General features: G+C 42.7%; 19 protein-coding genes. 9 read left to right on the forward strand and 10 right to left on the reverse strand.

Going from position 1 to position 23053, the window contains the following annotated elements; all coding sequences use genetic code 11:
• Window positions 1-9 precede the first annotated feature (9 nt).
• The 5 genes from OO007_RS01160 to OO007_RS01180 all read right to left on the reverse strand — a co-directional run bounded on the left by OO007_RS01160 (window position 10) and on the right by OO007_RS01180 (window position 3331).
• Window positions 10-1203 carry an O-succinylhomoserine sulfhydrylase gene (locus OO007_RS01160; protein ID WP_325807385.1) on the reverse strand — a complete coding sequence of 398 codons (1194 nt, stop codon included), beginning with the start codon at window positions 1201-1203 and terminating at the stop codon, window positions 10-12.
• 182 nt (window positions 1204-1385) lie between these two features.
• Window positions 1386-1757 carry a His/Gly/Thr/Pro-type tRNA ligase C-terminal domain-containing protein gene (locus OO007_RS01165; protein WP_325807387.1) on the reverse strand — a complete coding sequence of 124 codons (372 nt, stop codon included), beginning with the start codon at window positions 1755-1757 and terminating at the stop codon, window positions 1386-1388.
• A 15-nt stretch (window positions 1758-1772) separates the two neighbouring features.
• Entirely contained in the window at window positions 1773-2162 is a 390-nt protein-coding gene (locus tag OO007_RS01170; protein WP_325807389.1) for an RNA-binding S4 domain-containing protein, read from the reverse strand.
• Entirely contained in the window at window positions 2147-2614 is a 468-nt protein-coding gene (locus tag OO007_RS01175; protein ID WP_325807391.1) for a YcgN family cysteine cluster protein, read from the reverse strand. Before OO007_RS01175 ends, OO007_RS01170 begins: the two co-directional genes overlap by 16 nt.
• 45 nt (window positions 2615-2659) lie before the next feature.
• Window positions 2660-3331 carry a hypothetical protein gene (locus OO007_RS01180; protein ID WP_325807393.1) on the reverse strand — a complete coding sequence of 224 codons (672 nt, stop codon included), beginning with the start codon at window positions 3329-3331 and terminating at the stop codon, window positions 2660-2662.
• Between the two features lie 140 nt (window positions 3332-3471).
• Here OO007_RS01180 and OO007_RS01185 point away from each other — a divergent pair, with 140 nt between their 5' ends.
• From OO007_RS01185 to murU, 4 genes are all read left to right on the forward strand, one after another.
• A complete protein-coding gene (locus OO007_RS01185; RefSeq protein ID WP_131904211.1) occupies window positions 3472-4782 on the forward strand; it encodes a citrate synthase in 1311 nt (436 codons plus the stop codon).
• 165 nt (window positions 4783-4947) lie between these two features.
• Window positions 4948-5139 (forward strand): YgaP family membrane protein, encoded by a 192-nt coding sequence (locus tag OO007_RS01190; RefSeq protein WP_131904212.1) that lies wholly within the window; start codon window positions 4948-4950, stop codon window positions 5137-5139.
• A 167-nt stretch (window positions 5140-5306) separates the two neighbouring features.
• On the forward strand, window positions 5307-6317 hold the full coding sequence (locus OO007_RS01195; RefSeq protein ID WP_325807395.1) for an aminoglycoside phosphotransferase family protein: 1011 nt from the start codon (window positions 5307-5309) through the stop codon (window positions 6315-6317).
• The gene (gene murU, locus OO007_RS01200; protein WP_325807396.1) at window positions 6317-6997 is read left to right on the forward strand and encodes an N-acetylmuramate alpha-1-phosphate uridylyltransferase MurU; all 681 of its coding nucleotides are present in this window, start codon (window positions 6317-6319) and stop codon (window positions 6995-6997) included. The genes OO007_RS01195 and murU overlap by 1 nt, the downstream gene beginning before the upstream one ends.
• 45 nt (window positions 6998-7042) lie before the next feature.
• Here murU and OO007_RS01205 read toward each other — a convergent pair whose 3' ends face one another.
• Complete coding sequence (locus OO007_RS01205; protein ID WP_325807398.1) at window positions 7043-7579, reverse strand: NADPH-dependent FMN reductase; 537 nt, start codon at window positions 7577-7579, stop codon at window positions 7043-7045.
• Between the two features lie 147 nt (window positions 7580-7726).
• Between OO007_RS01205 and OO007_RS01210 the strand changes: the two genes are divergently transcribed.
• The 4 genes from OO007_RS01210 to OO007_RS01225 all read left to right on the forward strand — a co-directional run bounded on the left by OO007_RS01210 (window position 7727) and on the right by OO007_RS01225 (window position 14822).
• Complete coding sequence (locus OO007_RS01210; RefSeq protein ID WP_325807399.1) at window positions 7727-8599, forward strand: LysR family transcriptional regulator; 873 nt, start codon at window positions 7727-7729, stop codon at window positions 8597-8599.
• Window positions 8600-8719: 120 nt separating this feature from the next.
• Window positions 8720-10069, forward strand: a complete 1350-nt coding sequence (locus OO007_RS01215) for an MATE family efflux transporter (RefSeq protein WP_325807400.1) — start codon at window positions 8720-8722, stop codon at window positions 10067-10069.
• Window positions 10070-10329: 260 nt separating this feature from the next.
• Window positions 10330-11697 carry an efflux RND transporter periplasmic adaptor subunit gene (locus OO007_RS01220; protein ID WP_325807402.1) on the forward strand — a complete coding sequence of 456 codons (1368 nt, stop codon included), beginning with the start codon at window positions 10330-10332 and terminating at the stop codon, window positions 11695-11697.
• Window positions 11694-14822: an efflux RND transporter permease subunit gene (locus OO007_RS01225; protein ID WP_325807404.1), complete on the forward strand. Its 3129-nt coding sequence runs from the start codon at window positions 11694-11696 to the stop codon at window positions 14820-14822. Before OO007_RS01220 ends, OO007_RS01225 begins: the two co-directional genes overlap by 4 nt.
• A 65-nt stretch (window positions 14823-14887) precedes the next feature.
• On the opposite strand, the gene OO007_RS01230 is transcribed toward OO007_RS01225, so the two are convergent.
• Window positions 14888-16453 carry a hybrid sensor histidine kinase/response regulator gene (locus OO007_RS01230; protein ID WP_325807405.1) on the reverse strand — a complete coding sequence of 522 codons (1566 nt, stop codon included), beginning with the start codon at window positions 16451-16453 and terminating at the stop codon, window positions 14888-14890.
• A gap of 289 nt (window positions 16454-16742) precedes the next feature.
• Between OO007_RS01230 and OO007_RS01235 the strand changes: the two genes are divergently transcribed.
• Entirely contained in the window at window positions 16743-17486 is a 744-nt protein-coding gene (locus OO007_RS01235) for a hypothetical protein (protein WP_325807406.1), read from the forward strand.
• Window positions 17487-17597: 111 nt separating this feature from the next.
• Here the strand turns inward: OO007_RS01235 and OO007_RS01240 are convergent, their stop codons facing one another.
• The 3 genes from OO007_RS01240 to OO007_RS01250 form a co-directional block, all read right to left on the reverse strand.
• Complete coding sequence (locus tag OO007_RS01240) at window positions 17598-20717, reverse strand: efflux RND transporter permease subunit (protein ID WP_325807407.1); 3120 nt, start codon at window positions 20715-20717, stop codon at window positions 17598-17600.
• A 3-nt stretch (window positions 20718-20720) separates the two neighbouring features.
• Window positions 20721-22211: an efflux RND transporter periplasmic adaptor subunit gene (locus OO007_RS01245; RefSeq protein ID WP_325807409.1), complete on the reverse strand. Its 1491-nt coding sequence runs from the start codon at window positions 22209-22211 to the stop codon at window positions 20721-20723.
• 308 nt (window positions 22212-22519) lie between these two features.
• Window positions 22520-23020: a lactoylglutathione lyase family protein gene (locus OO007_RS01250; RefSeq protein ID WP_325807410.1), complete on the reverse strand. Its 501-nt coding sequence runs from the start codon at window positions 23018-23020 to the stop codon at window positions 22520-22522.
• Between the last annotated feature and the right edge of the window lie 33 nt (window positions 23021-23053).

The following is a 23053-nucleotide window of genomic DNA, read 5'->3' on the forward strand; positions in this document are numbered from 1 at the left end:
CGAAGAAAACTAAATCAGACCTCTAGCCAAATCATTCTGTATATCCTGAATATCTTCAAGACCTACAGAGACTCTTATCAAACCATCTGATATTTGCGTTTCATCACGTAATTCTTGAGACAAACGTCCATGTGTCGTCGATGCAGGATGCGTAATAGTACTTTTAGTATCACCCAAATTAGCCGTTATCGACAATAGCTGAGTATTATTAATGACCTTCCACGCATTTTCTTTACCGCCTTTTACAACAAAAGAAACAATACCACCAAAACCAGATTGTTGTTTCTTTGCTAGCTCATGCTGAGGATGATCTTTCAGCCCCGGATAATAAACACGCTCTACGGCATCTTGCTCGTTTAACCACTCAGCCAGCTTCATCGCATTTTCACAATGTGCTTTCATTCGAAGGTTGAGCGTTTCCAAACCTTTGGTAAATACCCAGGCATTGAATGGACTCATCGCCACTCCGCCAGTGCGTAAAACACCCGCAATGTCTTCACCAACAATTTTACTATTTCCGACAACCGCACCACCTAAACATCGCCCTTGGCCATCAAGATATTTAGTCGCCGAATGAATAACAATATCAGCCCCCATCTTTAATGGTTTTTGAAGAGCAGGCGTGCAAAAACAGTTATCAATGACCAATAAACAATTATTACTGTGGGCGATATTCGCCAGCTCAGGAATATCAACTAACTCAGTAATTGGATTGGAAGGCGTTTCAGCAAAAAGAATACGTGTATTAGGCTTTATCGCCTGTTTCCATGCATTTAAATCAGACAGTTCGACAAAATCAAAACCGATACCAAATTTTTCCATGTATTTGGTGAATAAAACCGTGCTGGTACCAAATATAGAACGTGAGCTAACCACATGATCACCTGCTTTAAGCACACCAAGCATAGTCGCTAAAATTGCCGCCATACCCGAAGCGGTAGCTACACAAGCCTCGCCCTCTTCCAACGCTGCTAATCGATCCTGAAAACATTTGATGGTTGGGTTTGAAACGCGCGAATAGAAAAAGCCATCTTCATCACCACCAAAACGCGCTGCGGCTTCTTCTGCACTTTTAAATACAAAACTTGATGTGGTAAAAATCGCCTCAGCGTTTTCCTGATAATCGCTGCGGTGATGACCTGCTCTAATCGCTAAAGTATCAAATTCAAATTCATTATTTTGTTTATCTATTTTCTTGTCCATCTGCTCATCTAATCCATTTATTATTTATCAGCTTTAGCAAAATTCGAATTTACAACAGGCACAAAAAAACCTGCGTAGAAATCACTAAAGCAGGTTCTTAATATTCATTGACCGCGCTTTAGCAAAATTTATTATGCGCCTGCAAGCTGATAATCAAATCGGCGCTTTTAAATACTATAAACCTAATTATTATGAGCGTCAAACACCCTTTTTTTTAGAAATTCAACTGCAGAAGTTTGCGGTATTTTCTCAAACTCATCAGTTTTCAAATCTTTATATTCGTAAACTTTAGCAGAAATACTTCGACTGGAAATAACCACGCGATGGCGTATTTTCAAAAACGCTATTACTTCAAACTTATTCTGCGGTTTTTGCTTTCGATCATCGACAAGAACAGTGAGACCTTCATTGATCAAATCCTGATAAAACTGATCTGTCGCCAACTTTACATTCAGAAAAGTTTCCGATTGCATCGGCACAAGCGCTATTTGAAACCCGCCACCATGTTCTACTTTCTCTCGCAATTCATCGATATTGGATTGGCTAAAGTACACTTTAGAAAGTCTTGATTACTGGCTGCGCCACTTATCCATTTGACGGCGTTCTTTTTTATTCGGCTTCTTATCAGGCCTGGTCACACTGGCATTATTCAAACGACGTATTTCTCGTTCACTTTCTCTGGCTTTGATGCTTGCTTCACCTTCTTCATAAAGAAGTTGCGCTTCTTTCGCAGGACGGCGTTTATCATTGAGCCCTAAAACAGTCACATGATACTTTTCATTGTTGCGGGTAATCTCTAATTTATCGTTGATTTGAACATTTCGAGAGGGTTTAACGCGCGCGCCATTCAGGTGTACTTTTCCGCCACTAATGGCTTCAACTGCATCTTTGCGTGTTTTAAAAAAACGCGATGCCCACAGCCATTTATCTAGTCTTACAGAAGTTAATTCAGCGGCCATTCGACAATATGCCCCTCTAATTCATCCTCATCCACATCCTTTTCAAAAACAACTCGGCCAATGGCAGAGTTGCCCGTTTCATGAATGGTGTTTTTATCGCCAGAAATCAAATGGTGCCAATCTTCCAGACCACGACCTTCTAAAATTCGTCGATAGGCACAACTCGGGGGCAACCATTCAATATCATCAAGATTATCCTGAGTAAGCTTGATACAGGTCGGCACCAGTACTTCACGGTTCCAGTAATCTGTACAGTGACCATCGTTTTTATCGAACAGGTCACACACAACATCTGTGTAATAAACCGATTCCGCTTCATCGTTCTCGTCATCTTCATCTTGAAGTTTTAACAGACAGCACTTACCACAATGATCGCAGAGGCTTTCCCACTCATCGCGATTCATTTCTGTTAACGTCTTTTCTTCCCAGAATGGATTCTGTTGTTTAGTCATTTAGTGCTGCTCAGAGAATTTATTTCGATTAATGGTACTCGCAACTTAGTAACGCTGTACTTGCGCTTCCATAGGTAGTGATTTCTTTAATCTATCGAAGTCTTTATTGGCGACATAATAGAAGATTTCTTTACCATCAGTATCCCACAACAACACCATACCGCGATTTGGATATAACCAGTATTGTGCCGTCTCACTTACCTGAATCTTTTCATCCGGCTCACCAAAGAACTTCATTTGTGCTGGCTCGTAGTCGGTGATGGGTAAGTAGATTAATCGCCAAACACGCAGATCATTAGCCAGCCTGGTATTTTCTACGCTTAAACCATATTTCCAGTGATTACTTGGCGTAGAGTCTTTGCCTATTTGCTCTTTCAGCATTTTCTTCAACAAAGCTTCATCGGCGTCCAATTCAACCACTAAACGTGCTTCTAATACCCCAAATTTCTTCTTTCCAAAGTAAGCTTCGAGCGTTAAGTCGCCATCTGGGCCTTCAAACAGCGCTGGCTCTGCTAAAAGTTTAAGCTTAAACATTAATTCTTTGAATGTTGCATCGCCAATATCGACACCCAGAATGTGCGTTGTGCCATCTGCTTTGGTGCTTACTTGCCACGGCAATGCCGCCTTGTACTTGACTTCAACCCCGCTAAACATGAGTTTCAGAGCACCAAAACCCAAAAGCGCAAAAAACAAGCTTCCTATTATTAACCGTTTCATATCCACATCATTTAACATCCTAATCGTTAATGATAACGTATATATCTTATGATGAGACCACCTACATCAATATTTTCAGCTATAATTCATCCGAAAATTTGATCATTCTATTAACTCAATTAAGGCCAATTTGTAAACACATGGACAAAAAAGAAACAGTTACCGTTACAGATAATTCAACTGGCAAGACAATCGAATTACCGATTCTTAGACCTAGTAATGGCACCCCGACTATTGATGTTAGAGGCCTTTACAGTAATCTAGGCTATTTCACTTATGACCCTGGTTTCCTATCTACTGCCAGCTGTCGTAGCTCTATCACTTTCCTCGATGGAGAGAAAGGCATCCTGCAATACGGCGGATACCCTATTGAAGAGCTTGCTGATAAGAGTACGTTCTTGGAAACGTGTTATCTATTAATGCATGGTGAGCTTCCAAACACTGAAGAGTTAATGGAATTTACCCACGTAATTACTTACCACACGATGTTGAACGAGGCTGTAAAACGCTTCTACAGTGGTTTTAGACGCCGTTCTCATCCTATGGCGATCATGGTAGGCGTGGTTGGTGCTTTATCTTCTTTCTATCATGAAGGAATAGATATCCGTAATGCAAAAAGTCGTATGATTGCGGCACACCAGCTAATCGCTAAAATGCCAACAATTGCAGCCTGGAGTTATCGTTACGCGAGTGGTTTACCATTCACCTACCCTCAAAATCATTTAGGCTATGCAGAAAACTTCTTATACATGATGTTTAGTATGCCAACTGAGGAATATACCCCAGACCCATATTTCGCTAAAGCGCTTGATTTAATTATGATTCTGCATGCAGATCACGAGCAAAACGCATCGACATCTACCGTAAGACTTACAGGTAGTTCTGAAGCGAATCCATTCGCGGCAGTTTGTGCGGGTATTGCTTCACTTTGGGGGCCTGCTCATGGTGGTGCAAACGAAGCTGTAATTAAAATGCTACTTGATATTGTCGAGTCAGATAACGATGTTGCATATTATATTGACCGTGCGAAAGACAAGGATGATCAATTCCGTTTAATGGGATTTGGCCATCGTGTGTACAAAAACCATGATCCTCGTGCAACCATTATCCGTGAAACGTGCCATGAATTAATCGAGCACCTTGGCGAAGGCAATGAATACGAAGAGCTCTTCGAAACAGCCATGGAACTTGAGCGTATAGCTCTTGAGGATGACTACTTTGTATCTCGAAATCTATATCCCAATGTAGACTTCTATTCGGGTATTATATTGCTCGCAATGGGTATTCCTTTAAACATGTTCACTGTTATCTTTGCTATGTCGCGTACAGTTGGCTGGATATCACACTGGAATGAAATGATTCAAGACCCTGAGTCTAGAATTGGACGCCCAAGACAGCTTTATGATGGTGCATTACCGCGTGAATACATTGACGTGGAAAAACGTACTTAATATCGAACAAATTTAGATACTGATCTAATTGGTCCTGTATTTTTAGTAAATCATTTACACCGTATTTACACCATAAAAGCTGTTTAGACACATATATTTAGCGAGACCTTTAACGAAAAAGGTCTCGCTATTGATTTATCATCTAAATAGTTCTGGAGAGATACGATGACTATTAATAATGCAGTAACCGCTTTTGCTGGTGTTATGGTTTTAATCAGCGTTGCATTGACTTATTTTGTTCACCCTAACTTCATTTGGTTTACCGTATTTATTGGTGCCAATATGATCCAGTCAGCATTTACCGGATTTTGTCCTCCCGCAATCGTTTTCAAAAAGCTTGGCATGAAGCAATCTTAAATTCGATGTAATGCAGGGTATTGATACAGGGTTTCGTGGAACAATCTTTCTCTATTTTTTTACTGTATTCATGCGAAAATAGAAACAGGAAAAGTGACTTTTTAAGCCAAAGCCACCCCCCTACTTATAGCCCTTTTTTTAACGTTCTTTAGGTAATCACCTTATTCATGAATACCGATACACGCCTGCAACTACTCACTGACTGGATAAAGAAAGACTGGCCAAATGCCACGATTGAAGTTGCGTCTGCTGATGCCAGCTTCCGTAGATATTTTAGAGTCTCTAACATTGATGCAATGGAGAATGGAACAACCTACATTGCAATGGATGCGCCTCCTGAACAGGAAGATTGCACCCCGTTTATTGATGTTACAACGCGTCTTCGCAATGCCGCAGTTCACGCACCAGAAATTATCAAACAGGATCTAGAACAAGGCTTTTTATTACTCGAAGATTTTGGCAATACCCCTTATCTCGATAAGTTAAATGATGACACGGCCGATCAGCTTTATGGCGATGCGCTCAAGTGTCTGATCAAAATCCAGCAAGCGAATACAGATGGCTTACCCGAGTACGATGACGCGCTATTACTTCAAGAAATGCAGTTAATGCCAGAATGGTTTTTAAGCAGACATTTAGACATTGCGCCGACAGACGAACAACAAAAAATCATCGACAGAACACTCCACTCGATCACCGCTGTCGTGTTACAGCAACCGCAGGTATTCGTACACCGTGATTACCACTCGCGAAATCTGATGATTACCGAAAACGATAATCCTGGCGTTATTGATTATCAGGATGCAGTACTCGGCCCTATCACTTACGACCTCGTTTCACTTTTGCGTGATTGCTACATAAAATGGCCAATAGAGAAAGTCAGCAAATGGGCATTAGCATTCAAGAAAGATGCGATTAACACTGATTTGATCCACGATGTGAGTGATGAGACATTCAGCCAATGGTTCGATTACATGGGCATGCAACGTCATATAAAAGTGTTGGGTATTTTCGCCAGATTGAATCATCGTGATGGTAAAGCTAATTACCTCAATGATTTACCGCTGACGCTTGAGTACTTTATGAATGTCGCGAATAAATACCCTATGACGCGTCCACTCGCTAATCTATTTACGGAATGGCAGATTCCCGAAAAAATTGGGACCGCAAAAAAGTAATGAGAGCGATGATACTAGCGGCTGGCCATGGAACCCGCATGCGCCCTTTGACTGATCACACGCCAAAACCGTTGCTACACGTTGGTGGCAAACCTCTGATTGTTTGGCATATTGAAAATCTGCAACGTGCCGGATTTAAAGATATCGTCATCAATATCGCATGGCTTGGTGACTTAATTCCAAAAGCTCTTGGTGATGGTGCTGAATATGGTGTGTCTTTGCATTATTCAGACGAGCAACAAGAAGGCGCTCTGGAAACCGCTGGCGGTATTCTAAAAGCGTTACCTTTACTCGGTGATGAGGCTTTTCTGGTAGTGAATGGCGATGTCTGGTGTAACTTTCCTTATTCAACTGAAAATCCACTTAAAGATGACACACTTGCGCATCTTGTTTTAGTCAATAATCCTCCACAACATCCCGAAGGAGACTTCTCTCTTAGAGAAAATATCGTTGCGGATGGCGGTGACAATGCTTTTACCTTCAGCGGCATCGGCTATTATCACCCTGATTTATTTAAAGATTTAATGCCCGGCAAACATCCACTTGCGCCTTTGTTGCGCAACGCGATGACAACTCAGCAAGTGACAGGCGAACACTTTGATGGTGATTGGCAAGATATCGGAACGCCTGAAAGGCTCGACCGATTAAACCAACAATTAGTGAAATCAGCTCTTAGTTAACGGCGTTGCCTGATCTTAATTAATCAGTCAGTCATTAAAGCCAAACTAAAGCTTAGCTAGTGATTCACGTAATGTGTTACTCAACTCCGCATCAGCCAACTGCCCTGTCTCACTATCAAACACATCGTAGTAAGAAGCGACTGAAAAACTCGCTTTGATATCTGCGCCAAAAAACGGAGCAGACTCTTTCGCTGTTTTCAAAACACTAGCAGCGCCACCAGGCCCAGGAGATGCAGACATTATTACCATCGGCTTGCCCTGAAAGACTTTAGAATCTATACGCGAAGCCCAATCGAAAATATTTTTATAAGCGGCCGTGTAATTGCCGTTGTGCTCTGCGAATGAAATGATTAATGCATCAGCCTCACCAATTTTAGTAAAAAATTGTTTAGCTAGCTCTGGAATACCTCCCTCATTCTCGCGGTCGATACTGTAGATCGGCATTTCAAAATCATTCAGATCAAGCAATTCACTTTCGATGTTTTCCTTGATCTCCTTGTCTAAAACAGTAACAGCATGAGTCACTAATTGTTTATTGATTGATTGGCGACTGCTTGATGCAGCAAAAGCTAAAACTTTCATTGGACTTTCCTATTCGGTAATAAAATGTATTTTAATGAAAATAACTTTAATATGTTGCACAAATATGCTCAATGAGCAATATTTCTCTCAATCTGCGCATTTTTGCAACTTATTAAATTATCGAAGAGCTTTTACAATAGTGGTGAAATGAATAAATGGAATGAAATAAAAACAGCCTATCAAGTGGCGCGTTTAGGGACCATCAGTGCCGCGGCCGAAGCACTGGGTGTTCACAGAGCAACCGTGCTGCGACATATTGATGCACTTGAAGAAGAGTTAGGTGAAAAGCTTTTTCAAAGACACACACGTGGTTATATTCCAACAGAATCTGGTTTAGATTTAATGCGAGTGGCACAAGCAACTGATGACCAATTCAATCAATTTGTATGTCGGAGTAAAGGACGTTCAACAGAGCTCACCGGAGAATTAATCGTCACCTCGTTAAACATTGTCGCGCCGTTATTGATGCCAGCTATTGGCATTTTTCAGGCACAAAATCCTAAAACAACTGTGCGCTATTTAACCAGTGACAAACTATTCAAACTCGAATATGGCGAAGCCCACATTGCGGTTAGAACAGGCCCTGAGCCCAATCAGCCAGATAATGTTGTTCAACCCTTTGCCACACATCCTGTCGGCATGTATGCGCATGCAGATTATGTCTCGCGAAAAGGTAAACCTAACTCAATCGAGGATATTGCAGGGCACTCCTTTCTTGGTTTTGAAAATATAGACAGCAAAAAAGGTAAACCGCAATTTCAGGTATGGATAGAAAACAATGTTCCAAGTAAGAATATTGTGTTCCGCTGTACTGATACAAATCTACTCGAGCTTGCTCTAGCATCAGGGATTGGAATAGGCTTCATGACAGAACAAAGAGCGAAACTGAACCCAGATCTGGTAGAAATATTTCCTCCCAATGATGAATGGAGTGTCAGGCATTGGCTTGTTACACATGGTGATTTACACCGATCTGCAAAAGTGCAGGCATTTCTAAAGATATTGAAAAGCAAAGACTAATTACAAATACGATTAGTCACCCCCCTACTTATGAGCGTTTTTTTAAACTATAACGCCTGAGAACACAGGCTATACTCAAATTGTATCAACCTACACTACAATCAGGAAAAACCACTACTTATGCAAACTTATGACCTCACCGAAGGTAATGTACCCCGACTTTTATTAGGTCAGGCATTGCCCATGATTTGGGGCATTTTTGCTGTGATCAGCATGAATCTTGCAGATACCTATTTCGTCGGTCAGCTCGGCACCGACGAATTAGCGGCGATGGGTTTTACTTTTCCCATCGTGATGATTATGAGTAGTGTTGCCTTTGGCATCGGTATTGGCGCGTCATCATTGGTTTCACGAGCGATAGGTAGCAAAAAGCTCGACGAAGTTCGCGGATACACCACCTCATCCATTTTGATCGCACTGGGTATAGCGATTATTCTCGCTATCATTGGAATTTCGACGATCGACCCAGTGTTTCGTTTGCTTGGGGCACCTGATTCTGTTTTGCCATTAATTCATGATTATATGAATATCTGGTATCTGGGCAGCTTCCTGATAGTTGTTCCCATGGTAGGCAACTCAGCGATACGCGCAGCTGGTAACACCAAATTACCGAGTTACATTATGATTGGTATCGCAATCGTCAATGTGATCCTAGACCCCATCCTTATCTTTGGCTGGTTTGGATTTCCAGCAATGGCATTGAAAGGTGCAGCGCTAGCAACGATTATCTCGTTTTCCGTGGCGTTTATGGCCAGCATCTATGTATTACGCTTTAAACTGGACTTTCTTGCTTTGGAGCATTGCTACCATCGCATCTGGCCTCGGTGGAAAGCAATTCTGCGCTTAGCCATTCCTGCCGCCGCGAGTAATATTATTTCTCCACTATCGATTGCGGTTACCACCTGGCTGGTTGCAAGCTATAGCAGTGATGCGGTCGCAGGCTATGGTATTGCTGCACGTGTAGAAAGTTTTATGCTGATTATGCTTATGGCGTTATCTGCCGTACTCGCCCCTTTTTCAGGTCAAAACTGGGGCGCAAATAAACTTGATCGTTTACAGGAAGCTATCAAGTTTGGTTATCGTTTTTCCTGGATATGGGGAATTGGCGTGGCCGCTTTACTCTGGCTCACCTCTGATTATTTATTGAGTGCATTTACGGATAACGAAGCTGCGCTTAACTCCGCTAAAAGTTATTTAATGATCGTATCCCTAACCTTCTGCTTTCTGGGAATGGTGATGATGACAAACAGCGTCGCAAATGGCATTGGCAACCCAATTCCTGCCTTGGTATTTACCTTTTCAAGACTGCTGGTGCTTTATTTGCCGCTGGTCTATGTGTTGTCGAACGCCTTTGGTTTGCAGGGTATTTATGTGGCGACAGCTGCGTCTAATATGTTGGTTGGTATTGCCGCCTGGTACTGGTCATCCAAGAAATGTCGTGCAGAGATCATCACGGAAAATGTTTCATGATTCGTTTATAGATAACTTTATTGGTATCTTTATTGGTAGCTATATTGATAACTTAATTAATAGTTTTATGAACACAGCATTCAAACACTGCAATGCCACCCCCTACCTTTGGGGCATTTTTTAATTGGCATTTATACTTACAATGAATTTAACTTATTTACATGATATTACGATTTGATCAATTTAACGATTACAATTGTAAGTTATTATCCGACGCAACAAGCTTTACACCCCTATTAAACCATTGCAGACAATGAACAATGAAAAAAATACTAAAGAACTTCATCTTCCTCCCTCTTATCATTGCTGCTGCAGTTGCCTTTGTGGTAATGCAGGTTAAATCCAAGCAGGCAGTCGAACATCAGGAAGTGCAATTCCCGGTTAAAACCGTTGAAGTACTCACTGTTGAAAAGATCCCATTTAGGACTCGCGCTGTCGGCTACGGCAATGTAGAACCTGCAACCGTTCTACAGGCCAAGTCAGAAGTGAATGGTAAAATTAGTTATATACACCCCGATCTTAAACAAGGCGGTAGTTTGCCCAAAGGCACAACAGTCCTTCGCATAGAAACAACCACGTTTGAAATTTCGCTAGATTCCAGTAAAGCAGGTTTAGCCAGTAGCAAATCTTCTTTGAAACAGATCGAGGCAGAAGAGCAAAGTGCAAAACGCTCATTAGCCATTGCGCAAAAGAATTTGAATCTGGGATTAGCAGAACTCAAAAGAGTTCAGGTGTTGGTAAACAAACGCACACTTGCGCGTAATCAACTGGATATAGAAGAGCAAAAAGTGCTGCAACTTCGTTCTGCGGTGCAGGACTTACAAGGTAATCTGGATACTTATGCCAGCAGAAAAGCATCGATACGCGCTCAAATAAAGCAATCTGAAAGTCAGGTAGACCAAAGCCAAGACACTTTAGTCCGCACAGAAATAGTTTTACCATTTGACGCCAGAATTGGCGAAGTATCAGTCGATACGGGTGAATTCATCTCTGCCGGAGGGCAATTATTTGAAGCCCTCGGGGTAGAAGCGATAGAAATAAATGCGCAACTACCGGTTAATCATCTTCGACCTTTAGCCAGCACCATGAGCGCCGTACCGAACCCTGATAATTTAAAACAGTTAGGAAATCTACAAAAAATAATTACTGACTGGGACCTCGATGCAAAAGTGCGCATTGTCGGCAGCGAATCAAATTCAATATGGGAAGGGAAATTAATTCGCCTGAGTGAATCTGTCGACCCAACCAGAGATACTGTAGGCATGGTGGTATCTGTGGAAAAACCTTATGAAGGTGTAATCCCAGGGCAACGCCCACCGCTGCTTAAAGGCATGTATACCTCGGTGGAATTTCTTTCAAAACCCAAAAATATGCTGGTGATTCCACGCAAGGCATTACACCAAAACCGTGTGTATGTCGTCAGCGAAGAGAACACGCTGTCAATACGCCCGATTAAGATTGATTTTTCACAAGGTCAATTAGTCGTGATAAAAGATGGACTCAAAGAAGGCGATAAAATCATTACCAGTGATCTGGTGCCGGTTATCGAAGGCATTAAACTAGAGCTGATTGAATCTGAAGATATCCAGAACGAGATCAAAGCAATGGCTTTGGGTAACGAATCATGATTCGTTATTTCGCGACTCACCCGACCGCTGCCAATATTTTAATGTTGGCAATTATTGCGATTGGCCTGGTTGCTCTTCCCGGATTAAACAAAGAGACTTTTCCTAAAATAGAACTAAATCAGGTACAAGTGTCTGTGGCTTATCCTGGCGCTTCTCCTTCTGATGTTGAAGAAGGTATCTGTAATCCTCTGGAAGACGCTACAGATGGCATTAGTTTCACCAAAGAGCAACGTTGTGAAGCGCGTGACAATATCGGCATGCTCACTATGGAAATGCAGGAAAGTGGCGAAATCCGCCAGTTCATTGATGACATCAAATCTGCCGTCGATGGTATTACTGACTTCCCTGATAACACCGAAGACCCAGTCATTACCGAGCTTGGCCGTACCGAGCCTGTTGTAACCGTGGCGATTACTGCAGATAAACTGTCTTCACCCGAACTCAAAACATTGGCAGAATATTACCGCGATAAACTGTTATCAATCCCTCAGGTACCGATTGTTACTGTATCGGGGTTTTCTACCCATCAATTGAATGTACTGGTTAAACCAGAGGCGATGCTTAAATACGATCTAAGCATTCAAAACATTGCCGATTTAATTAAATCACAATCATTAGAGTTACCGGCAGGGGTTCTCGAAGCTAAACACACTTCTTATCAGATTCGTTTTGATAATGCGCGCAAGACAGCGGCTGAGCTGGCTTCTCTGGTCATCATAAATACCAGTAAAGGCGGAGAAATACGCTTAGGTGATATTGCCACCATCGAAGACCAATTTGAAAACCAGGAAGAGCGCGTAGAACTGGACGGTAAACAGGCAGCATTGCTCAAGATCAACAAAAACTCCAGCGATGACACCATCACCATTTACGACGCTATTAAAGGTTTTGTTGATGAAGAAAACCAGCGTCTCCCCGAAGGCACCAAACTTACCCTCACACAAGATGCCGCGAGCATTGTAAAAGACCGTTTACAGCTATTATTAAAAAATGGTTGGCAAGGACTGTTGCTGGCGACACTAGCTCTATTCCTATTCTTCAATTTTCGATATACCTTCTGGGTAGCGCTGGGGTTACCCATCTCGTTCCTCGGTGGTTTAGCGGTGATGAGCACCTTGGGCGTGAGCATCAATATGATTTCGATGGTTGCCTTATTAATGGCAATCGGTATTTTGATGGACGATGCCATCGTGCTCTCTGAGAGTATTTCTCACGAATACAATCACGGCAAAAGCCCCAAAGATGCCGCAATCATAGGCACGCAAAAGGTCGCTCGCGGGGTATTTTCATCCTTCATAACATCGGCATTACTATTTGGTAGTTTGTTGTTTATGAAAGGTGATATTGGTCAGGTGATGGGTGTTCTCCCTGTGGTGTTGCTCTCGGTGCTGACCTTTAGCTTGCTCGAAGCCTTTCTCGTGTTGCCGCATCACCTAAAACATTCCCTTGAGCACAGCCATAACAAAGAGAAACCGAAATGGCGTCAGGTTTTTGAGGCAAACTTCTTAAAACTACGTGACCTTTTCACCTCACTTGCGAAAACAGCAATTACTTATCGTTATATTACCGTTGGTATTGCTTTTGCAATGTTGATTTTATCGATTGGCATGCTCGTGACAGGCACCATTAAATTTAAATCTTTTCCGGATTTAGAAGGCAATAGATTAGAAGCCAGAATTTTATATCCGCAAGGAACACCTTTAGCTAAGACCGAAGCGCTGGTTGAAAAAATCATATCTGCTGCACGGAAAACACAGGATCAATTCCAGCAAAATGAGTCTGCGCCATTAATCAAAAACATTCAGGTCGCTTACAGCGAAAACAGCGACTCCAGTGAATCGGGCGCGCATTTAGCCACAGTCAATCTGGACATACTGGATACCGAATCACGCAATACCTCATTAAAAGATTTTGAGCCCGCGTGGCGTGAGAATACTGGTCATATCCCCGGAATCATTAGCCTGCAGTTTAAAGAACCTTCTCTAGGTCCTGCTGGTAGAGCGATTGAAATTCAGTTGAGTGGAAACGATCTTGATGAATTATCCAAAGCCTCTTACGAAATTCAAAACTGGTTAATTGGTTATGACGGCGTATCTAATATTCTTGATGATCTGCGCCCCGGTAAACCACAATACAAAGTAAAACTGTTACCCGGAGCCTTAGCCGCTGGAGTAGATGCACAAACCATTTCCTCGCAGTTACGTGCGGCTTATCAAGGCGCAAAAGTAAATGACATCTACAAGGGGCGAGAAGCCTATGAAATTAACGTCAAACTAGACAGCAGTCTGGATCAGGCATTATCCGATTTTGACGATTTATATATCTTCTCAAAAACGGGCGAAAGCATTCCGCTGGTGAGTGTTGCGACGATTGAAGAGTATCGTGATTATGCGCGTATCGGGCATGTTAATCACAAACGTGTGGTCAATATCTTCGGCACGATCGACTCGGCCAAAGCAAATACCTCTGAAGTGTTGAATGATACCAAAGCGCGTCTATTTCCCGATTTACGAAAACGCTACCCTGATTTAAACATTGCCCTTAAAGGGGAAGTTGAGAGTGGTGCGGAAACGAATAATTCGATCCTTTCCGGGTTCTTCCTTGCACTTACGGGCGTATTCTTACTCCTTAGTTTGCAATTCAAGAATTATCGCGAGCCATTGGTAGTTATGCTGAATATCCCTCTCGCCTTGATTGGTGCGATCTGGGGGCACTACATTATGGGGATCGATTTCACCATGCCGAGCATGATTGGTTTCGTCTCACTTGCCGGTGTCGTGGTGAATGATTCCATCCTACTGGTTGAGTTTGTAAAATATCGCGTCAAAGAGGGTATGGTCTTACACGATGCAGCGAGTCAAGCGGTACACGATCGCTTCAGAGCTATTTTCCTCACGTCGATAACCACCGTTGCTGGAATGGCACCACTGTTGTTAGAAACCAGTCTACAAGCGCAGATATTGATCCCTCTGGTCACCAGTATTGTGTTTGGTATGCTGACCTCGACTTTACTCGTTTTACTGGTATTACCAGCGGCTTACGGCATTATGGAAGACATTGGTTTTATCGAGTTAACCGACGAGGATGATGTTAACGAACGCGATGCTGTTGCACACTTAGGATAAGTAGACCTAAACGGCTATTAGAAATACCCCCTGTAAGTAGGGGGGTGGCTTTTAATATTTTCTGATCAGCTCAATACGCTCTGTAATACCGTTTTCAACCTATCCACAGAATACGGTTTCTCTAATACGCCTTTAAAACCATACTTCAGTGGGTCAGACATTACGGGATCATTAGAATAGCCACTTGATACAATCGCAACAACATCAGGGTCTATTTCTTTTATTTTTTGTACCGTTTCAATGCCATCCATACTGTCAGGAATAGTGAGATCGCTAATCACCACATCAAAAGGCCTGCCTTCTTTGGCACCTCTCAAATAGCTTTCCACGGCTTTATCACCATCGACTACGGTTTCCACTTCGAAATTAATCGTTCTTAACAGCAAGGTAATGGCACGTAGAATTTGTTCATTGTCATCTAAGACCAGTACACGTCCACCACTCACCTTAGGCTCAGGTGACGTTTTCGGTACATCTCTAACTGCCGAACACGAGCCAGGCAGACTAATATTGACGGTAGTGCCTTTGCCTAATTCAGAAACTACGCGCACACGACCTGAGTGCCTTTCAATAATGGAATGCACCAAGGCCAGACCTAAGCCACTTCCACGTTTTTTCGTTGAATAATAGGGGTCGAACAAATGTTCCAGCGTTTCTTCACTCATGCCGATCCCCGAATCGCTAATCTTTATTAGCACTTCACCTTCAGAGGATGACTCAGGTTTTACACGTTTATTCTTATTAAATAGAATCTCTACTTTTACTTCACCGTCTGTGGCCATTGCCTCAACAGCATTCAATACGACATTATGAACCGCTTGTGATATTTGCCCAGCATCAACCTCTATCTGAGGTATGTTTTCTGCCACCTCGAAAAAAGTAGAAACTTCCGTTCCAGAAACACCCAGAGCAACAGCATCTTTTACCGTTTCAATAATATTGGTGAGCTCACAGATAGGCGCTCCACCCTTAGCAAAGGTAAGCAGTTGTTGAGTTAGATCTTTTGCCCGTGCGCCTGCTTTCTGAGCATCCATAACGCAGCCATCCAACTCTCCATCGTTTTGTATGATTGGTTTACTGCCCATATAGGACAAATTGCTTAATACAACAGTGAGCAAATTATTAAAATCATGGGCAATACCAGCTGCCAATAAACCGACAGATTCCAGACGTTGTGTTCTTCTGATTTCATCATCCAGCAGTCGCTTAGTAGTGACATCAGTCAGTGTCCCTGTAATCCCCGTTACTTCGCCTTTTTCATCATAGGTACGACCGGCATACACTTCTATCCAGACAATTTCACCAGACTTTTTTGTATAACGAACTTCATGCGTACACGAATCTTTGTCTTGATTTATGAGAGGGATAAATTTGCTATGGTTATCAGCCCGGTCATTGATATGAACAAAATTCAAATATTTCTTACCCAGGCTTTCCGCAACTGAAAACCCGGTAATAGTCTCCCAGGCTGGGTTTAAAAATGTCCAACGACCCTCGATATCAGCCTGAAAAACAACTTCTTTTAAATTGTTTATTACGCCTTCGTACTGTCGGGCTAAAAGTTCCAACTCATTGCTAGTTTCACTTATAGTTTTGTTTTCTGAAAGATTCTGATCAAGACCACTGATCATGATTACTCCTAGTTAATTGAGTGAGATTTAACGCTTAATAGTAGACTAATTTTTGATTAAATACCGACATATTGCAAAGCATGCAAATATTGCTTGCATAAACTAAAAAACAGATCTTATTTAAGTACCTATTTTCACTCAAATTAACGGCAAGATACCAAACAATGACCATTGGAATATACAGTCAGAAAGTTTGCGCAATCGTACATTTGGGTAATTGTTCGCTTTAGATTATTCAGCTATACAGAACTATTGCGTGAGAGAAGTAACGCTTTCAGGAGAGTCGGAGATGCACGGAATAATAAAATTCCCGGGAAATCCATGGCCCGAAGGTCATCCGTTGAAAGACTTCCGACTGGGTGTTTTACTGCATGGATCTAGAGGCGACATCCCCGCCAAAGCTACCTTAGATTTAAGATTTCGCTCAGAAGATTATTGTCCACCCGATCATTTCGAAAAGATGCTAGCCGTATCAGAGGCACAGCGAGAAGAAACGTCTAATTGGGAATCCATTAGTTCATGGCTCAATTATGGTGCTGCCTACGCAACCTCAATTGCCAGCCACGAGGACATGGTTATCGCCGATGAAGAAACAGGATTTGATATCGAATGTTTAAGTGATTTTGCGCGGGTTATTGATCCAATACCTGAAACCATCTCAGACGACGATAATAACTATGAAATTCCGGCATTTCATTCGCACATCCTTTCTTGGGATGACATGGCAGATCACCACATGCATATTAAACGCAACCCGAAATCCGGATTGTATGATATTTACTGGAAAGGCAAATGTGGCAGAAGCGATATCGGCAATTACAGATATCAACACGAATTTGAGTTAGAAGTTTCAGATGTGCCTTTCGGAGGCTACTCCGGTCATAAACTGAGCTGGCAGAAACAAGCAAAAGTATCACTGGAAGAACGCGATTTAGAATTACGTTCACTGCTTAAATCACTGGTCAACAATCCCGGGAAAATGCAATTTAAGACAGGGCATTTTCCCGGGAGAGATCAATTATTACCAGATTAAAAAATCTGACACCCAGCAAACAAAACAAAGTCACCCCTACTTTAAGCGACTTTTTCATTTTGCTGTTTAAATGACTTAAGGAATTTATGCAAAGCTAAGCCTTTTTTTAAGCTAGTCTTCCTTTTTTTCAAAATCAGCAGGATTGGTTTTTAAATTACGATCCATCAGTAACTTAAAGAAAAAAGGCAAAAAGAATACCGCAAGGAAAGTCGCTGCCAGCATTCCGCCCATTACACCTGTACCTACTGATTGACGCGCTCCCGCACCCGCACCACTAGAGAATGCCAAAGGCACTACGCCTAAAATAAACGCCAACGATGTCATGATAATCGGACGGAACCGCAAACGTGCTGCTTCCATCGCACCAGCCGTGGCACTCATTCCATCTTCAACCTTGTATAAGGCATATTCAACGATCAAAATGGCGTTCTTGGCAGCTAGTCCTAACAATGTCACCAGTCCAATCTGGAAATAAACATCGTTGGTGAAATCACGCAGATAAACTGCCGCTAACGCGCCGAAAGTACCAAATGGTAATGCCAGCAATACAGACAACGGCAATGACCAACGCTCGTAAAGTGCGGCTAGAATCAAGAACACCATGATTACCGCTAAGCCTAATGCCATTGCAGAGCTACCACTGGATTGTTTTTCCTGAAAAGATGAGCCGGTCCAATCGTAGGTAAAATCAGACGATAATGACTTCTTGGCAATATCTTCAACCGCATCCAAGGCCTGCCCCGAACTGACACCCGGAGCACCTTCACCCATCAATTTAACCGCGGGTAAGTTGTTAAAACGATCGATCGTATCAGGGCCCGAACTATATTCCACTTTTGCGAAGGCCGATAAAGGCACCATTTCACCTTTATTGCTGCGAACATACATGCGACCAACATCATCTGGTGTCTTTCGATATTCTGCATCGGCCGACAGCAATACTTGCCATGCGCGCCCAAATTTATTGAAGTCATTCACATAGTAAGAACCTAAACCTGCCGCCAGTGTATTAAACGCACTATCCAGTGAGATACCTAAAGACTTGGCACGCTCACGATCTACATTGATAAAAAGCTGAGGCGTTGCAGGACGCCATAAACTATTTACCCTGCCTAGACGTGGATCTTGTTGTGCCGCGCCTTTGAATTTATCCATGGCAGCGGCAAGCGCTTTCGAACCGCCCTCGCCTTTATTCTGTAAATAAAACTCAAAGCCACCGGTGCTACCTAAACCAAAAATGGCAGGGGGATTAAATGCCAGAACCAAGGCCTCTTTAATATGAGCCGTTTTTGCAAAGAGCTCACCCACCAACGCTTTGGTCGGAACATCTCTATCGTCCCAATGTTTTTGTGTAACAAACATCGTTGCAGCACTGTTTTTATAACCACCACCGAGGAAATCAAAACCGGTAAATGCCACAACATTTTCGTTATTGGGATTGGATTTGATCGCTTTTAATACTTCAGAAACCACCTTGTCAGTACGATCCAGTGAAGCGCCATCAGGCAAGAAAACAGCAGCGATGTAGTACCCCTGATCTTCATCAGGCACTAAGGAATTCGGTGTGATTTTCCACAAACCAACTGTTGCGGCAACCATCACCATGAATAACAGAATAGTGATAAACGAATGACGAATCATAAACCCTACTGTGCCCACATAACGGCGAGTCACCCAGGTAAAAAAGGTGTTAAAACCACGGAAGAAAAAGTTCGTTCCTTTGTGTTCATGTTTAAGAATCAACACACATAAGGCGGGCGTCATCGTCAATGCGACCACTCCAGACAAGGTCACCGATATTGAAATGGTAATCGCAAACTGCCGATATAATTCACCAGAAAGCCCACCCAAAAAGGCAATTGGCACAAATACCGAAACCAGCACCAGCACAATTGCCACTATTGGCCCACTCACTTCCTTCATCGCTTTGAAAGCGGCTTCGCGTGCTTTGAGACCTTCTTCGTGCATGATCCGTTCGACATTTTCCAGCACCACGATGGCATCATCGACCACTATACCTATGGAAAGCACCATGCCAAATAGGGTTAGAGTATTGATTGAGTAGCCAAGCAATTGTAAACCAGCAAATGTACCCAGCAATGAAACAGGAACCGCCAGCGTCGGTATCAAGGTAGCGCGCCAGTTTTGTAGGAATAGATACACAACGAGAAACACCAGCAACATCGCTTCGCCAAGGGTTTTCAGTACCTCTCGAATAGAAACTTCAACAAAGCGCGTGGTGTCGTAGGGTGTTGAATAAACCAAACCATCCGGAAAACTTTCAGCCAGTGTTTTGACTGTGCCTTGTACTTCATCTGCGACACTCAATGCATTGGCACCGGGCTGTAAGAACACACCTATCAAAGTAGAAGGATTACCGTTAATTCGGCCTCTGAATTCATAGTCTTTAGATCCCAATTGGACTCTTGCGACATCTTTTAAGCGCAGCAAACTGCCGTCATCATTGGCTCGCAGAATAATATCTTCAAATTCTTCAACGGTTGAAAGTCGACCTTTGGTAGTAATACTGTAAACCATTTCCTGATTGGTTTTGGTTGGCGACTGACCAATTTTACCCGCAGCAAATTGCGCATTCTGTTCGGTTAGAGCAGCACCCACATCAGTAATGGTTAAACCTAGTTTTGTAAGTTGATCGGGCTTTACCCAGATTCTCATGGCGTAATCTTTCGCACCAAAAATCTGCACATTGGTGGTACCGGGAATACGCTTGAGCTTATCCAGCACATTCAAGGTTATATAGTTGGATATATACAAATCATCATAGCGTTCTTCGGGAGAATAAAACGCCAGTACCTGCAGGAATGCCGATGAGCCTTTGGAAACGGTAACACCATTACGCCTCACTTCCAGCGGTAAGCGTGCATCTACCTGTTTTACGCGGTTATTTACATTAAGTGCGGCCTTATCTACATCAGCACCGATTTGAAAGGTAATAGTGATCGTACTCACACCATTCGATGTTGAGGTTGAAGACATATACAGCATATCTTCAACACCATTGATGGCATTTTCTAACGGTGTGGCAACGGTTTGCGCCGCAATTTCAGCAGAGGCTCCGGGGTATACAGCAACCACCTGAACAGTCGGCGGTGCGATTTCCGGATATTGCGCCACAGGCAAGGTTCGCATCGCGGCAAGACCCGCAATCATGATGAAGATCGAAATTACGAAGGCAAATATCGGTCGATTTATAAAGTATTGAGAAAACATCGATTATTGCTCTGAAGATTTTTTATTATTGTTCATTTGGGCAGTCTCATTACTGATAGATTTCTTGGTGTCGTTATCTACCGAGTTCTGCATTTCATTTTCTAATTCACTCTTTAATTCGGAGCTCATGAGATTTGAAGAATCTGTGGTTTTTTCCTGCTTTTGCACATCAGCTTGTTGCTGATTCGCTTCAGAATTATTCTTAGTCACCCCCCCACTTTGGGGCGTTTTTTCTGTAGCATCTTCGGTTTTTACTGGCGCAGATGGTTTAGATGCCGGCTTCTCCGCTGCCGCAGCAGTCATAATCGGCATACCCGGGAAGAAGATACGCGCACTTCCTTCCGTAACAACTTCATCACCCGCATTAAGCCCTGATTTAATAATCCAGCCGTTTTCCAAATCACCGTCGAGTTGCACCCATTCACCGACTTCAACCGGTCGCTGTTGAGCAACCGTCATTTCGTTACCGTCTTTGCCTTTCATCTTGCCAACGACATACACATACTTGCCTTGTGGGTTATCCAGCACGGCACGTTGTGGCACTACAATCGCTTGTGGGCGAATAGCACCGAGCAGGTTAACTCGAACAAATTGTCCTGGCGATAAAAGTCTTTGTGGATTATCAACCGTTGCTCGCACAGCAAAGTTACCGGTATTTGGGTCGGTTTTATAATCTTCAAAGCTCACCATGCCTGTTTGCGGAAGCTGTTGCCCGTTACTGGAAGTTAACGCCACCTTGAAACCCGACGCAGGGATTTTCAGCAAACCCGAGCTAATCTCTTGTTGCTGACTGATCTGTTTTGGTTCAGGAATACCAAAGTTCACATAAGCGGGATTGGTTTGAGAAATCGTCGTTAATAAACTGTCGCTTCCCGCTTGAACCAAACTGCCTTGTAATTTCATCGCGCGTCCAGCAATACCAGAAATCGATGCTTTTACATTGGTGTAATCAAGACTGATTTGAACGGTCTTTATCGCTGTCTCCGCCTGCAAAATGGTTGCTTCGGTTTGTAAGATTGCAGCCTTTGCAATTTCCAGCGCTGATTCCGCATCGTCTTTATCACTTTGGCTTAATAATTTTTTATTTGCCAAAGGAATCACGCGCGCATAATCACGTTGTGCTTTCTTTAACTGTGCCTGAGCACTACTTTTAGCCGCTTTAGCACTTACTAACGCTGCTTTGGCTTCCGCCATGGCTGCATTCAACGGGGCACGATCAATCGTAAATAACAGATCGCCTTCTTTGACAAAACGACCTTCTTCATACAATCTTTTTTCGATGATTCCAGATGTTCTGGCGCGCACCTCTACCTCATGCGAAGCAGCTACCTGCCCCGTATAAGAAAAGCTCACAGGCACATCCATTGGCTTAACCACGGTGCTAATCACCTGGGCTGGAGGCATTCCACCGGGGGCAGCATTAGCCTCTGGTTTTTCACAAGCAGCTAGCGTAACTGCCAAACATATAATTAATAGTCTATTTAGTGTTTTCATGATTTTTAAGTATTTTGTACCGATCGGTATGATCGCGCATTCTTTAACGTTTGATATAGATAGTCAAGACTTATCTGGAAATAAGCGATGAAGAGGGGACTTTATCGAGCTTAAACAGCCTTTTCTAACAAGACCATGAGTATAGTAATAAACTAATATTAATTTATGATGAAATTAGCAGAAACACAGCGCTATAAATAACGACATTGAATAATGGCTTCATTTTTTCCTTAAGCGGATGAAATTCATTCGGGATTCAAGAATGAATTTCATCCGTTTTCAGCGGTATTGTCTCTATTGAAACGAGCTTAATAAGCGCCTTCGCTGTAAACCAGTTCGTAGCTATGGCTGTAAATTTCCAGAATGTTTCCAAACGGGTCTTCCATGTAAATCATGCGATAAGGCTTTTTACCCGGGTAGTAATAACGAGGCTTTTCCATCCGTTTTTTACCGCCAGCGGCAACAATGCGTTCTGCCAATTCTTCGACATTCGGATCCTGTACGCAGAAATGAAACATGCCTGTTTTCCAGTATTCAAAGTTATCTTCGGGATTTTTCTGGTTTTCAAATTGAAACAACTCAACTCCGATACGATCACCCGTTGAAAGATGGGCTATTCTAAAACTCCCCCAATCTGCACCAAATACATCCGTGCACATTTCACCAATGGGACTATCGTCCTCGACAATATCGGTTGGCTTCATGATTAAATACCAGCCCATCACTTCCGTATAAAATTTAACGGCTTCTTCCAAATTTGGTACTGAAATACCAATGTGAGAAAAGTTTCTCGGATATACGTTTTCCATCTTTTTTTCCTTTGTTTATGTTTAAGATGGCGT

This window comes from Cocleimonas sp. KMM 6892, assembly GCF_035798195.1.
GTDB lineage: Bacteria > Pseudomonadota > Gammaproteobacteria > Thiotrichales > Thiotrichaceae > Cocleimonas > Cocleimonas flava.